This window comes from Polyangiaceae bacterium (assembly GCA_015075635.1).
Lineage (GTDB): Bacteria > Myxococcota_A > Polyangia > Polyangiales > Polyangiaceae > JADJKB01.
Window position 1 is genome coordinate 2,300,655 of sequence record JABTUA010000002.1, and the last position, 14,232, is coordinate 2,314,886.

12 protein-coding genes are annotated in these 14,232 nt (G+C 70.3%); 8 read left to right on the top strand and 4 right to left on the bottom strand.

Features of this window, described 5'->3' with window-relative positions; genetic code table 11:
• Nucleotides 1–19 precede the first annotated feature (19 nt).
• From HS104_26470 to HS104_26500, 7 genes are all read left to right on the top strand, one after another.
• Entirely contained in the window at nt 20–706 is a 687-nt protein-coding gene (locus HS104_26470) for an SDR family NAD(P)-dependent oxidoreductase (GenBank protein ID MBE7483511.1), read from the top strand.
• 68 nt (nt 707–774) lie between these two features.
• On the top strand, nt 775–1,719 hold the full coding sequence (locus HS104_26475) for an AraC family transcriptional regulator ligand-binding domain-containing protein (protein ID MBE7483512.1): 945 nt from the start codon (nt 775–777) through the stop codon (nt 1,717–1,719).
• 22 nt (nt 1,720–1,741) lie between these two features.
• Complete coding sequence (locus HS104_26480) at nt 1,742–2,377, top strand: hypothetical protein (GenBank protein MBE7483513.1); 636 nt, start codon at nt 1,742–1,744, stop codon at nt 2,375–2,377.
• A 13-nt stretch (nt 2,378–2,390) separates the two neighbouring features.
• Nucleotides 2,391–3,575, top strand: coding sequence for a trypsin-like peptidase domain-containing protein (locus HS104_26485; protein ID MBE7483514.1), 1,185 nt, complete (start codon nt 2,391–2,393; stop codon nt 3,573–3,575).
• A gap of 4 nt (nt 3,576–3,579) precedes the next feature.
• Nucleotides 3,580–5,007, top strand: a complete 1,428-nt coding sequence (locus HS104_26490; GenBank protein ID MBE7483515.1) for a hypothetical protein — start codon at nt 3,580–3,582, stop codon at nt 5,005–5,007.
• 154 nt (nt 5,008–5,161) lie between these two features.
• Nucleotides 5,162–7,135: a hypothetical protein gene (locus HS104_26495; GenBank protein ID MBE7483516.1), complete on the top strand. Its 1,974-nt coding sequence runs from the start codon at nt 5,162–5,164 to the stop codon at nt 7,133–7,135.
• A gap of 248 nt (nt 7,136–7,383) precedes the next feature.
• Nucleotides 7,384–8,478: a tryptophan 2,3-dioxygenase gene (locus HS104_26500; protein ID MBE7483517.1), complete on the top strand. Its 1,095-nt coding sequence runs from the start codon at nt 7,384–7,386 to the stop codon at nt 8,476–8,478.
• Here the strand turns inward: HS104_26500 and HS104_26505 are convergent.
• The 4 genes from HS104_26505 to HS104_26520 form a co-directional block, all read right to left on the bottom strand.
• Nucleotides 8,460–9,368, bottom strand: coding sequence for a metallophosphoesterase (locus HS104_26505; protein ID MBE7483518.1), 909 nt, complete (start codon nt 9,366–9,368; stop codon nt 8,460–8,462). The two genes, HS104_26500 and HS104_26505, sit on opposite strands and share 19 nt — an antisense overlap.
• A gap of 302 nt (nt 9,369–9,670) precedes the next feature.
• Entirely contained in the window at nt 9,671–9,967 is a 297-nt protein-coding gene (locus tag HS104_26510; protein MBE7483519.1) for a hypothetical protein, read from the bottom strand.
• Between the two features lie 131 nt (nt 9,968–10,098).
• On the bottom strand, nt 10,099–10,617 hold the full coding sequence (locus HS104_26515; protein ID MBE7483520.1) for a hypothetical protein: 519 nt from the start codon (nt 10,615–10,617) through the stop codon (nt 10,099–10,101).
• 127 nt (nt 10,618–10,744) lie between these two features.
• A complete protein-coding gene (locus HS104_26520; protein ID MBE7483521.1) occupies nt 10,745–12,487 on the bottom strand; it encodes an acyl-CoA dehydrogenase family protein in 1,743 nt (580 codons plus the stop codon).
• Nucleotides 12,488–13,040: 553 nt separating this feature from the next.
• Between HS104_26520 and HS104_26525 the strand changes: the two genes are divergently transcribed.
• On the top strand, nt 13,041–14,081 hold the full coding sequence (locus tag HS104_26525; GenBank protein ID MBE7483522.1) for a hypothetical protein: 1,041 nt from the start codon (nt 13,041–13,043) through the stop codon (nt 14,079–14,081).
• The last annotated feature ends 151 nt before the right edge of the window (nt 14,082–14,232 follow it).

The window sequence follows — 14,232 nt, forward strand, 5'->3', positions numbered from 1 at the left end:
CCCTGGGAGAGTCGCGCCCATGAAGCACACCATCGTGGTTTGCGGGCACGGTCCCGGAATTTCGGACGCAGTCGCCCGGCGCTTCGGCCGCGAGGGTTGGAACGTGGCCGTCGTGGCCCGCAACGCCGAGCGCCTGAGCAAGGCGGCAGCGGCGCTGTCGGAGGCCGGCGTGGCGGCCAAGGCGTTCCCCTGCGACCTCGGCGACGCCGCGGCGGTGAAGGGCATGCTGAAGAGCGTGGCCTCCTCGCTCGGTCCGGTCAGCGCGATTCAGTACAACGCCTACGGCGGCGGCGGCGGCGACTTGCTGTCGCTCTCGGCGGACGACCTCCAGCTCGCGCTGCGGATCAACGCTTGTGGCTTGCTCGCCGCGGTGCAGGAGGCCCTCCCCAGCCTGAAGGCGGCGAAGGGCGCCGTGCTCGTCACCGGCGGCGGCTTCGCGTACTACGAGCCCGAGGTCGATGCGCTGGCGAACACCTTCGGCGCCGCCGGGCTTGCGCTCGGCAAGGCCGCGCAGCACAAGCTGACCGGCTTGCTCGCGTCCCGCCTCGAGCAGGAGGGCGTGTACGTCGGCGAGGTCGTGGTGATGGGCATGGTCAAGGGAACCGCGTTCGACTCCGGGCAGGCGACGCTCGAAGCGAGCGACATCGCCGAACGGTTCTGGCAGCTCTACCAGAAGCGCGACGCGCGCACGGTCAACTTCCCCTGAACCGACCAGAGTCCAGCCTTCCTGCCGGCTACGCTCGCGAGGTCGTCGCGCTGTGCGAGCGCTTCGACGTGCCACCGGAGGAGGTGGTCGCGACCCTCGACCTCTCCCTCGAGGAGCTGACCCACCCCGACGCGCGCGTGCCGCTGTCCACCTTCACCGCGCTGGTGCGTCGCGCCGAGCGCCTGACCGGAGAGCCGGGCCTCGCCTATCACGCGGCGCTCTCCACGCGGGTCTCGTGGCACGGCTTCGTCGGCTTCGCGGCCATGACCGCGAGCACGCTGGGCGAGGCGCTCGAGCTCGCCGAACGCTTCGGGCGCACGCGCACCGACGCCGTCTCGCTGGTCAGCCATCGCGACGGCGACAGCGTGTCGGTGCTCCTCGAGGAGCACGTGCCGCTGGGCGAGCTGCGCGAGTTCTTCGTGACGGCGCTGTTTTTGGGCATCGCCATCATCGGCGAGGGGCTCGCCGGCCGTCCCCTCGAGGGGCGCGTGGACGTACGCCACGCCGAGCCCAGCTACTTCCCACGCTTTCTGCGCGCGCTCCCGGCCCTGGGCGCGCTCTGTTTCGGCCAGCCCGTCGACCGCATCGTGATCCCCGCGGCTGTCCTGGCCTTGCCGGTGGTGAGCGCCGATCCGGCAGCCACCCGCCTGGCCCGCGAGCAGTGCGAGCGCGAGCTGGCCGCGCTGGGCGAAGGCTCGCGGGTCGTGACCCGGCTGCGCGGGCTCTTCCAGCGCGAGGGCTTCGTGGCGTTGCCGGTCGCCGCGCGCGCCCTCGGCGTCTCGACGCGCACGCTCAAGCGCCGCCTCGCTGAGCAAGAGACCTCGTTCTCCCGGGTCCAGGACGACGTGCGCCGGGGGCGCGCCCTCGTGCTCCTGAACGACCCCCGCGTCTCGCTCGACGAGATCGCCGCGCGCCTGGGCTACTCGGACACCGCGAACTTCTCCCGCGCCTTCAGGCGCTGGACCGGAGCCACGCCCGGCGAGGTGCGCGCGCGCGGCAGGCGCCCCGGCTGACGGCTCGCGTATACTGGCCCCGGTGAACTTCTTCGGTCATGCCGCCGTGGCGTCCTGGCGCTCCGGCGATCCGGGCTTCGTGCTCGGCGCCATGTTGCCGGACTTCGCCTCGATGATCCGCGCGCGAGCGCCGGAGGTCGGCGACCCGGCGCTGGCCGAAGGGGTGGCGTTCCACCACGCCACCGACGAGGTGTTCCACGACGCCTCCGACTTCCGTGAGCTCTGCCGAGCCTCCTTCGACGAGCTCTCGCGCGCGGGCCTCGGGCGCGGCGCCGCCCGCGCCGTGGCCCACATCGGCGTCGAGATCCTGCTCGACGGCGTGCTGGCCGACGAGCCGAGCGCGCGCCATGCGTATCTCGCGGCCCTCCGCCAGCGCCCGCGCTTGGTCTGGCGGAGCGAGCCCGAAGCCCAGGCCTTCGACGCGCTGCTCGAGGCGATGCGCGGGCGGGGGATCTCTCGCCAGCACACCACGCCCGCGGTGGTCGCGTACCGAGTCGAGCGAGCGCTGGCGGGCCGCTCGCGCCTCGCGCTCGGACGCGGCGAGGCGGCGCTGGTGGAGCGCTGGGCCGAGTCGGCCCGCCACGCCGTGCGCGGACGCGCGCCGGGCATCGTGGCGGAGCTCGGAGCGCGCTTCCGCCCGGCTCGTCCGTTGGGGTAGGCTCGCGGCCAGCATGGCGGAAGAAGGAGGAGGGCTCGCGGTCCTGCGCGGCGTCGTCAAGGTCCTCGCGCTCGCCGTCGGCTTCGTGCTCACGCTGGTCTCGCTGATGGCGCTGGTCGGCGGCCTCACGCCGAACGGCTGGGCGCGCTTCGGCGTGGCGCTGGTCGCCGCCATCGCGGTCCCCGCCGTGCTCACCGATCGCCTGCTGCCCGAGGGCGACGACCTGTCGCGGGCCAAGGGCTTGCCGAGCGACGTGTTCGCCGTGTCGTGGCTCGGGTTCGGGGTCTTGTTCGTGGTCGCGCTCGGCGGCCTGTCGCGACCCATGCTCGTGCGCGAGGGCGATCGACTGGCAGCCTCGGGCTTCGGAGCAGCCGCCAAGCTCGTATTCCTGCTCGGCGGCGCCAAGCCGGAGCCAGCCGGCGCGGCCCCGGCCCCGAGCGGCTCCGCCGCCGCGTCCGTCGCAAGCGGCGCCGCCGACCCCGCGCCGAGCGCCACGCCGGACCCAGCGGGCTCCTCGCTGCCCGATGCGGGTCCGCCGAAGAAGAAGGAAGACAAGGGCGAGCTCGGCCCCGCCGAGCTGTTCAAGAAGCTCTCACCGTCCGTGGTGACGGTCAGCTTCAAGATCCGCGACAACGACGGCGGTGGCACGGGGTTCCTGCTGGACAGGACCGGCACCATCGCGACCAACCATCACGTCGTCGCGCAGGCGGACACGCTGACGGTCAAGTTCATCAACGGCGCCGTCTACGACGACGTCGAGCTCCTGGTCGAGGACGCCGGGCAAGATCTGGCGCTGCTCCGGGTCGAGCTCGGAAAGCCCAAGGAAGGGCAGGCGCCCAAGACGGATCCGGTGGAGCTCGGTGACTCCGACGGCGTCGAGGTTGGCGAGCGCGTGCTGTCCATCGGCAACCCGCTGGGGCTCGAGCACACGCTCACCGACGGCCTGGTGTCCCAGCGCCGGACCTACATGGGGCGCCAGTGGATCCAGATGACCGCGCCGGTCTCACCCGGGAACTCCGGCGGACCGCTCTTCAATATGAAGGGCAAGGTGATCGGCGTCACGACGGCCATCGTCGGCCCGATCGTCGGGCAGAACCTGAACCTGGCAGTGCCCATCAACACGTTGAAGGCGCTCGTCCGACCCGAGTACCCGCAGCGCCGGAAATTCGGCAAGAGCGGCAAGTCCTCCACCTGGTGAGCTCGTGCGGCAGAACCTCGTCTTCTTCGTCCTGCTCGGCCTGTTCGGCGTGCTCGGCATCAGCCTCGTGACGCGGGACCGGAAACCTCACAGCGTCGCGCTGCCCGCCCCGAGCGCGTCCGTCGCGCCAGCCGCGAGCGGCAGCGCGGCAGCCTCGACAGCGCCGGCTCCGAGCGGCTCCGCGGCAACGGTCGCGGCGCCTGCCGGGCTCGGCCGCCCGCTCCAGGTGAGCGGCGCAGCCTGGGAGACGCTGGCCCCCATCATCTTGGCCAACGACGGCCTCGAGCCGAAGAAGGACAGCGACGCCGCCAAAGCTGGCCTCGAGGTGTCCGTGAAGGTCGCGCGGGACGACGAAGCCTTGCAAGCGGCGCTGGCCCGGGGCGGCGGGGACGAGGCCGGCGCGGATCTAGTCGTGGTGCCGCTCGCCAGCCTGCTCGGCTCCTACCAGAAGCTCCAGGCCCTGCGCCCGGTTGCGATCTACGCCAGCGCCTGGTCGCGCGGCCGCGAGGTGCTGAGCGGCAAGCAGCCCCTCGACAAGCTGCCGCCGGCGGGTGAGATCACGCTGGCGCTGGGCAGCGATCCGGCCTCCTCGTCCTTCGCGCTGTTCGCCCTCGACCTGGCCGGCGTGCCGCCGGCGCGGGTGCGGCCTGCCGAGCGCGGGGACGCGAAGATCCACGCGCACGCGCTGACCCGCGCCGAGCTCGAGCCCAAGGACCAGAAGGACGTTCTGTTGAGCACGTCCGAGGCGACTCGCTTCGCCCCGTACGTCTTGGTCTGTTCGGCGGCGCTGGTCGACAAGCACCCGGGCGAGCTGTCGAAGTTCCTCTCGGCCTGGCTCGACGGGGTCAAGCGCTTGACGTCGGATCCGACCGCTTCGGCGCGGCGCATCTCCACCCTGGAAGGTGCCCCCGAGCCCATCGCGCTGCTCGGTCGGCTGAGCGAGCTCGCGCCGATCGGGCTCGCGGAGAACGCGGAGCTGTTCGGGCTCTCGGGGCGCGGCGCGGTGAGCTTGGACTCGCTCCTGTCCCGCATGTGGCGCCTCGGTCGCGAGGCGAAGCTCGTCAACGTTGCCCCGCCCGAGCGTTCTCCCCTCGCGCCCGGCCTGGTGGCGCAGCTCGTGCGCGCCGATCCCGCGCGCGCGAAGGACGCCGCAGCGCCGTCGCCGGCGAAGCCGAAGCCCGGCGCGCGGCCGCTGCTCGTGGTGCGCAGGCCGGCGCCGCTGGACGCGGACGCCGTCGAGGCCGAGCTCGGCTTCGTCGCCGGCGTGTTCCAGCGTTCGCCGATCCGCGTCTCCGCCGCCGACAAGAAACTCGGCGAGGCGCTCGCGAAGCGCAGCGCGGAGCGTTTCGCGTTGAGCGACGGTCGACTGACCACCGGGGCGTCGCCTGGCCGCGCCGGCGAGGTCGTGATTGAAGTGCTGCCTATCCCGTGACCGCAGCTCCTAGGTGGGCTTTTGGGTACAATTCCTGTTCCAGCGTCCGCACGCCGCGGTGCGCCAAGGCTTTTTTGGGCGCAGAGGTTGCACCAAGACCCACATAGGGCTACCCCACCACCCTCTTCGGGAGGTTACGGCAATGAGTCTTAGGATGGGATGGCTCCGTACGTCTGCGCTCGCGGCCTTTGGCCTGAGCGCGGCGGCAATGGCTCCGGGCTGCGGCAGCGATGGCGGCAGCGGCTCGGCAACAGGTGGTGTCGGCAACGTCGGCAACACCGGCGGCGGCGGCGTCGGCAACACCGGCAACACCGGCGGCGTCGGCAACACCGGCAACACCGGCGGCACCGGCAACACCGGCAACACCGGTGGCGGCGGCACCGGCGGCGGCGCGGGCTGCCCGGGCACGCTCACCGACTGCAACGGGACCTGCACCAACACCGAGTTCGATCCCACCAACTGCGGCGCCTGCGGCACCGCTTGCGCGACCGGCGAGTTCTGCTCGCAGGGCCAGTGCGCCGGCCAGTGCCTGGGCACCAAGAACTGCGGCGGCAAGTGCGTGGACACGGACACCGACCCGGCCAACTGCGGCGCCTGCGGCACCGCCTGCCCCACGGGCCAGGTCTGCTCGGTCGGCGTGTGCGGCGTCAGCTGCACCGGCGGCGCCACCAAGTGCGGCACGGAGTGCGTGGACATCCAGAGCAACCCGAACCACTGCGGCGGCTGCGCTGCGGCTTGCCCCAGCGGCCAGGTCTGCTCGGCGGGCGCGTGCTCGACCAGCTGCGGCACGGGCTACACGAAGTGCGGCAACTCTTGCGTGGACGTCAAGAACGACAAGAACAACTGCGGCGCCTGCGGCACGGTCTGCCCGAGCGGTCAGGCCTGCCTCCAGGGCACCTGCGGCTCCTGCGACGTCAACACCACCGACTGCGACGGTGACGGCTTCGCCGGCAAGAACGAGGGCGACTGCTGCGAGGTCCCCGGCGTGTGCGGCGCGAACCCGCAGCTCGTGAACCCCGGCGCCCTCGAGGTGGTCGGCAACGGCATCGACGACAACTGCAACGGCCTGGCGGACCTCTTCGACAAGTCCGACACCCAGGACTGCGACGCTGCGCTGACCAGCGACTCCTCGGACGCCAAGGACTACGGCAAGGCGCTCGGCATCTGCCGCACCACCGAGGAGACCCCGGCCAACAAGAAGGACAAGACCTGGGGCCTCATCGAGGCGGAGATCCTCCGCGCCGACGGCACGCCGCTCGGCGACGCCCGGGCGCGCAGCATCCGCCAGAAGTTCGGCGACAACATCACGAGCCTCGAAGGCAAGAGCATGGTCGTCCTGTCGAGCGGCATCGCCTCCGACAAGACCCAGACCACCCCGGGCCCGAACGCTGGCCTCTCGACGAGCCACACCCCGAGCTCCAGCGTGAACATCTCGAGCTGCACGAGCGCCAAGTGCATCAAGGACTGGTACTCGACCGCAAATGGCACGCTCAAGGGCGCGAACCAGTTCCCGCAGGCGCCGGCCTGCGGCACCCCCGGCGGCGGCAACGCCAACGACTCGGTCATGCTGCGGCTGCGCCTGCGTGCGCCGAGCAACGCCCGCTCGTTCTCCTTCAACAGCTACTTCTTCTCGGCGGAGTACCCGGAGTACGTCTGCACGGGTTACAACGACCAGTTCGTGGCCCTGGTGGACACGCCGAGCGGCACCCCGCAGCCCATCGCGAACCCGGTCGACAAGAACCTGATGACCTACATCGACCTCTCGACCAACCAGAAGTGGCCGGTCGGCATCAACATCGCGAAGGGCACCAACCTGTTCGCAGTGTGCGATCCCAAGGTCAGCGTGGCCGGCTCCGGCTGCCAGGACACCGACATCAACCCGGCGTCCTGCTCCCTCGGCGTGACCGACCTGCTCGGCACCGGCTTCGAAGCCACCCCAGCGACCAGCTGCAACGTGGTCGGCGGCGGCACCTACTGGCTCACCACCGCGGGCAACGTCATCCCGGGGCAGATCGTGGAGCTCCGCTTCTCGATCTTCGACGTGGGTGACTCCATCCTCGACTCCCTGGCCCTGATGGACGGCTTCAAGTGGCTCCCGAACGCCACCCTGCCGGGCACCGGCGGCTGAGTCGTCGATAGAAGCGCCTTCCCTCGGGAGGGCAGCGGCGGGCGTCCTTCGGGGCGCCCGTCGTCGTTTGTGCCGGCTCGCGAATGCGCCGCAGTTCGGCGCGGTGGCCGCGTGGGGTTGGGGTCCCCACGCCGGGGAGTGGGGCGAAGCCCCACCGAGAGCACCGGCGAGGCCGGCGGACGCCGGGAATCGGGTCGCGCCAGTCGCGAGGTGTGTCCTGGTGGGAAATGCTCATATTCTCCCCACCCATGGGGCCGACCTACTGGGACTACCTGAAGCTCGATCGCCTGCTCGACCTGCAAGGCGGGGTCGAGGGCGACGAGAGCGCGCTCATGCCCGACGAGCTGCACTTCATCATCGTGCACCAGGCCTACGAGCTCTGGTTCAAGCTGGTGCTGCGCGAGCTGCGCGACGCCCGCGACCACCTGGCGGCGCCGCGGGTGCCGGAGGACGAGGTCCCTTACGTGGTGCACCACCTGCGACGGGTCACCGAGATCATGAAGCTCGCGGTCGATCAGTTTCGCGTGATGGAGACGCTCACGCCGCAGGATTTCCTGGCCTTCCGCGACAAGCTGATCCCGGCCAGCGGCTTCCAGTCCTTCCAGCTCCGAGAGCTCGAGATCTTGCTCGGCCTCGACGACAAGGAGCGCATCGCCTACGCGGGCGCCGATCCCCTCGAGCACATCCGCGCCCTGTCCGCGACGTCGCCGGGGGGGAAGCTCGCCTGGAGCCGCATCGAGAAGGCGCGGAGCGAGCTCAGCCTGCGCGCGGCGATGCACGAGTGGCTGTACCGAACACCGCTCCAGGGCTCGAGCCCGAACGACCCCGCCGACGCCGCGGCGGTCCAGCGCTTCGTCTCGGACTACTTCGCCGCGCTCCAGCGCTCGAACCAGCAGAAGACGGAGAACCTGAAGGCGGCGCTCGGGGGCGACGCCGCGGCGATCGAGCAGCGCATGCGCGAAGGTGAAGCCGCCGCCAAGCGCTTCTTGTTCGCCGAAGACGCCCCGGCCGCCGAGCGGGGCCGGATCATGCGCGTCCGCGCCGGCGTGCTGTTCATCGAGAGCTACCGCGAGCTGCCGCTTCTGGCCTGGCCGCGCCTGCTCATCGACTCCGTGGTGGAGCTCGAGGAGCAGCTGGTCTTGTTCCGCTCGCGACACGCGCGCATGGTCGAGCGCATCATCGGGCGCCGCGTCGGCACCGGCGGCTCGAGCGGCGTCGACTACCTGGATCAGACGGCGCGCTATCGCATCTTCGACGAGCTCTGGTCGGTGCGGACGATCCTCCTGGCCAAGGAGCACCTGCCGAAGCTCGAACGCGCCGAGGCCTACGGCTTCGCGACCTGAGCCCGAGCTCGCTTCTGGCGCTGGTGCTCCTTGTGGACCACCGCGGCGGCGCGTTGGTAGCGCTTCTTGGGTGAAGGGGCGCGACCGGGGCCGGGGGCTTGCTCGTCGAGCGGCTCCTCGAAGCTCCCCGGCTCGTGTCCCAGCTCGAAGATGGTGAGCTCGCGCCGTCCGCGTTCCCCGATCCGCAAGGGCATCACCGAGGCGCCGACGCCGGCCCCCACGTAGACCGCGCCCGGAAACGAGCCCGCGCCGTTCCGCGCGCCGTACAGGCCGTGCACGTAGCGGTGTCCCGCGAGCCGACCGATGGCCAGCTCGTGCAGCCGAGCGAGCGTCACCTGACCCGCGTGAGTGTGACCCGAGAGCACGAGCGGAACCCCGTGGGCCCAGAGCGCGTCCGCCTCCTCCGCGATGTGCGAGAGCCCGATCGTCGGGAGGCCGGGCGAGAGTCCCCGCACCGCGTCGTCGTACGAAGCGTGACCCGTGTAGGCGTCGTCGAGCCCGACGATCTGCAAGCGCTGGCCCCGGAACGTGAGCGTGGTGTGCTGGTTCGAGAGCACCTCGGCGCCGCCGCGCGAAAGCGCGTGTCTCACCTCGGCCGCGCCAGCCCAGTAGTCATGGTTGCCGAGCACGCACACCACGGGCGCGTCGAAGCTCGAGATCAACCACGACAGCTGGTCCAGGTAGAGCTGGCTGTGACACACGAAGTCGCCGGTGATGACGACGACGTCGGGATGCTCGCGGTTGGTGAGCTCGACCGCCGTCTCCTGCACGGCCTCGGAGGTGACGCGCCCGACGTGCAGGTCGGTCAGGTGTGCGATGCGCAGGTGCGAAAGCGCCCCGACGTGGGCGCTCGGGCCCGCGAAGCGCCGCACGCGAAACTGGGCGGACAGCTTCTGCGCGCGCGCCGAGAGCGGGCGCGACGACGGGCGCTGGGCCTCGGCGTGCGATCCCGGGGTGGGGTGCGGTCGTGGCACGAGGCGTCATGGTAGCGCGCGTCCCCGGGCGGTCCCGCGCGGAATTTGCCTCTGCTTGGATGTCCCGCCCGCCCACCCCCACCGTAGTCCTCCGCCGGGGGCGAGCCCCCGGACCCCCGACGCGACTCGCTGCGCTCCTCGCGGGCTCGCTTCGCTCGCGTAGTTGCCCGAGAGGCATTCACGCGAGCGGGGCCGGCGCCACGCCGATGGGCAACTACTCAGAACCTGCCGCGCACGATCAGCTCTGCCCCGCCCCGGCGGCGGTAGGCACGCACCTGCGACCACATTCGTTCCACCGCCAAGCTCAGCTCCTCGCCGGGCTCCGGGGCCTCCCGGGTCGTGGTGCCGCTGGTTCGGCCGAGATCGAGCTCCGTGCCACGCGTGCGCCAGCCGTCGAGCAACGTCACCTCCAGGGCGGGCGCCGCCCAGCTCGGCGAAACCCGACGCTCAGCCGAGGCGTTGGTCGAGACCCCCATGGCGAGCATCGCTCCGAGGATGACGAGGCCGAGACGCATGACCGCTCATCTTGCAGACCCCGTGCCACGGAGACCTTGCGTCGAAAGTCGCGAAATCCCCGTCCGGCCACGCGGCCCGGACACCGAGCGCTGCTGGCCGCACCCCGCAGCTGATGCCTGGAGGCCGCAGGCTACTTGCCCAGCTTGCCGCTGATGTCCGACCCGAGCTTGTCGAGGTCGTCCATCTTCTTCTTCTCCGCCACCGTCGGCGCCTTCTTCTTGGGCGGGTCGTCCGACGGCGCCTTGGCCGCGACGGGGGTCGGATCACCGCCGCCGCCCGCAGCGGGCGCGGGCCCGCCACCGCCGCTCGGCTTGGCTTCCTCTTCAGCCTTCTTGGCTTCCTCCGCGGCCTTCTTCTTGGCGTCTTCCTCGGCCTGCTTGGCCGCGACGACCTCGAGGCTCTTGCGCGTGATCTCGATGTGACGCTTGCGCTCCTCGACGGACATTCCGGCCAGCGGATCGTCGGTGCTCGCAGCCACCGCGGCGGTCTTCTTCGGCTTGTCTCCGATCGACTTGAAGACGATCACGCCCCCAACCAGGAGCACCGCGCCGATGATCCCGAACAGGACCATCGGGTTGGACTTCTTCATCGGGATCGCGTCGAGCGATGCGTCAGCAGCCTTGGAGCTCGGGTTCTGGGGTGCGGCCATGGGCTCCGCAAGAGTACGTGCGGGAGCCCGCTCGGTCCAGCGCCAGCCGGTCTTCGGCCCGATCGAGCCTTCCGGCGGGCCCCAGCGCGCCAAACACGGCCGAAAGGCCCCATTTTCTCACATGCGCTCACACGTTGTCCCAGCTGAATTTCTCCGCCTCGAACGCGTGATCGGCCAGCCCCTTGATCAGCTCGTCGTCGTTGATGTCGATCAGGCCGAAGGCGTGCTTCACCCGGCGCTGAACCTGCCCGGCGAACACCTTGAGGAGGTCGATCTCCTTGGCCGCCTTCTCCGGGCCGAGCGCCTCGAGTGAGGCGTTGACCCGCGCGATCACGCACGCCAGCACGAACAGGTCGATCATGATGTTCGCGAGCCGGCGCGACGCGAGCTGCTTGCCGATGATGTTGCGGCCGTGCTTGCGCAGGATGCGGTCCACCGCCGCCGCAAGGTGCCGCGTCAGCTCCTCGAACACGGTCGTCGCCTCGTGGAGCTCCGGGCGGACGAGCGTGAAGCGGCTGCGCGCGCGAGGGATCCCGGTGACCAGGCTGGCCTGCTTCAGCGCGTACTGGCGCAGCACTCCGAAGCCCTTGATCGGGTCGTCGAAGATACCGCGCACGCTCGAGGACAGCTCCTTCAACTGGCTGCCCACGTCGTTCATGGCCGTCAGCGCGATGAACAGCCTCAAGATCTCGTTGGTGCCCTCGAAGATGCGGTTGATGCGCGCGTCGCGGATCATGCGCTCGTACGGGTACTCACACATGTAGCCGTTGCCGCCGGCTACTTGCAGCGCTTCGTCCGCCGCACGCCAGAGCGCCTCACTGGCGAAGACCTTGCTGATGGCGGCTTCGACGGCGTAGTCCTGGTAGCCGTTGTCGATCAGTGCCGCGACCATGTCGACCACGGCTTCCGTCGCATAGCAGTCCACGACCATCTGCCCGACCTTCAGCTTGATCATCCCGTACTCGCGGATGGGCTTGCCGAACGTGACCCGCTCGTTGGCGTACTTCGTGGAGAGCTCGATCAGCTTCTTCATGCCGCCGATGGCGCCGCCGCCGAGCCCCGTGCGGCCGTTGTTCAGGATCGCCATCGCGACCTTGAAGCCCTTGTTCTCCTCGCCCAGGAGGTTGGCGTGCGGTACGCGGACGTTGTCGAAATGGACGGTGGTGGTCGAGCTGGCCCTGAGGCCCATCTTGTCTTCGTGCGGCCCGACGCTCACCCCGGGCATGTCACGGGTGACGATGAAGGCCGAAATGTGCGGCTTGCCTTCCAGCTCGCCGGTGCGGGCGAAGACGGTGAAGAAGTCCGCCATGCCGCCGTTGGTGATCCAGAGCTTGTTGCCGTTCAGGACCCAGTCGTCGCCGTCGCGCTCCGCGCGGGTCTTCAGGGCGGCGGCGTCCGAACCTGCTCCGGCCTCGGTCAAGGCGAAGGCCGCGATCATCTCGCCGCTCGCCAGCTTGGCGAGGTAGCGCTGCTTTTGATCGTCGGTCCCGAACAAGAGGAGGCCGCGCATGCCGATGGAGCTGTGGGCTCCGATGGTCACGGCGACCGAGGCGTCGTGCTTCGCGATCTCCTGCAAGGTGCGGGCGTACGCTGCGCTCTTGAACCCGAGCCCGCCGTACTCCTCGGGGATGACGAGGCCGAACAGGCCGAACTGCTTGAGCTCCTCGATGAAGGTGCTCGGCATTTCGCCGGCCCGATCCCACTTGCGGAAGTCGTCGCTGCGAGGGCCGAGCAGCTGCTTGATCGAGTCGATCACGCCGTGGAGCGTCTCCTTCTGCTCCGGGGCCATGCTGGGATAGGGGATCAGGACCTGCTCTTCGATGATGCCCATGCACAGGGAGCTCATGAAGCTGACGCTGGTGTCGACCATGACCACCGACTAGAGCAGTTTGTCCGCCGATGGAACGGCGCGTGACCGGACTCGCCCAGGGCGGTCTCGCCGCGACCCGATCGCGCTCGGGGAAGGGTGGGGAAATCCCCGAGAAAGCCGGCCGGCAAACGCGCTTCGCGACGACCCTTGGAGGTCTCCGGAGGGCTCACGATTGGTCACATCTCTGCCGGTGCCGCCTCGGATCGAGAGAGAACCGCCAAGACGCCAGAAAGAACGCCAAGTTCGCCAGGGAGAAACTCACAAGTTCAGAGATTCGAAAATTGAGAAATCTCGGACTTGGCGAACTTTGCTCGCCCGGCACCGCACTTGGCGGTTTTCTGAGGGTCCAGGCGCCGCGGGCGAGATGTGAGCAATGGTCAGCCGGGTAGGCCGGCGGAGTCCTGGCAGGTCACGCTTCGCGGCAGCGAGAAACCTGCGCCACTCGAGGCGCGATGCCCACGGGCCGTGGGCGCAGAGCCACAGGTCGCCCGGAGATCTGCGCGGAAGACCCTGCTACTCGCCCTGGCACGCTGGTTGCGATGGGCACGCTCTCATGGCGCGTCTGCTGCTCACGCTGACTGCTCTCTTGGCCCTGTGCGTGAGTTGTTCCGCGCCGCTGGAGTCGGAGGCGACGGACTCGGCGGAAGAGCTCGAGCCGGAGGCGGCGGAGCCGGCCGAAGGCTCCGATTCGACTCCCGAGGGGTTCGTGCCGGAAGCAGCGACTGCCCCCCTACCCCACGGGCTCCACTTCGTCGTCATGGCGGAGGAGCACGCGTTCGTGGTGCTCGACACCTCGGCGGGAGACGAGGTCGGCTCCGGCCCCGTGGAGCTCGTGTCGGCGGAGGACGACGCGGAGATCCACACCTACCGCGTGGCGCTCGACGAACCGCTCGGGCCCGAGCCCTTCGTGCTGTTCGGACACGAGGGCGAGCTCTGCCGGGTCGTAGCCGACGACGTCGGCGTGCTGCGCCGAGCCGGCTTCGAAGCGGGCTTCGAGTGGAGGGAGAGCGCGGACAAGGACCCGGCGCGGGCGTGGGAGCTCGGCGAGAGCGGCGCGCTCTTGGTCGCGCGCCTGCGCGCGGTACCTACGGCCTGCCGGGGCGCGGCCTGGGCGAGCTCGGAGCAGAGCCGCGCACCTCGCGTGTTCACGCCCGACGAGCACGATCCGCTGCTGGCCGCCCGCGCGCTCGGGAGCTTTCGCCAGCTCCCCGATCACATCGCCATCCAGGAGGGTTACTCGGAGCCGGCCGAGCCGCCACGACCCGGCGGACCCTGGGATCAGTACGAAGGTGCAACGCCCACGACGCGGATGTTCCGCGAGGCGGCCAGCGGCAGGAGGCTCGTCCTGGTGAGCGCAGCGGCCGGCGCCGGTTGCGGCGACTTCGGGGCGAGCCTCTGGGCCCTGTTCGAAGCCCGCCGGTCCGGGCTCGTGGTCCGCGCGGTGGGCCAGGACGAGACCCCGCCCCGCGATGTCCTGGACGCCGACGGCGACGGCGGCCTCGAGCTCTTCTCCGGTCTCCACGCGAGCTTCGTCGCCAACGGAGAGCGCGTCCACGTCGACGCCTCGGTCCCCTTCAACGGCTGTGGCTGCTGATGGCCTGTCGCAAAATCGCCGGGCGAACGCCGGCGAAGCCGGCCCGCGTGGGGTGGGGCCCCAAAGAATTCACTTCTTTGGGGCGGGGAGGCGCGTGCCTCCCCGATGAAAAGGTGAAAGAGCTGGCGCACTTTCGACAGCTCTTGAGGGG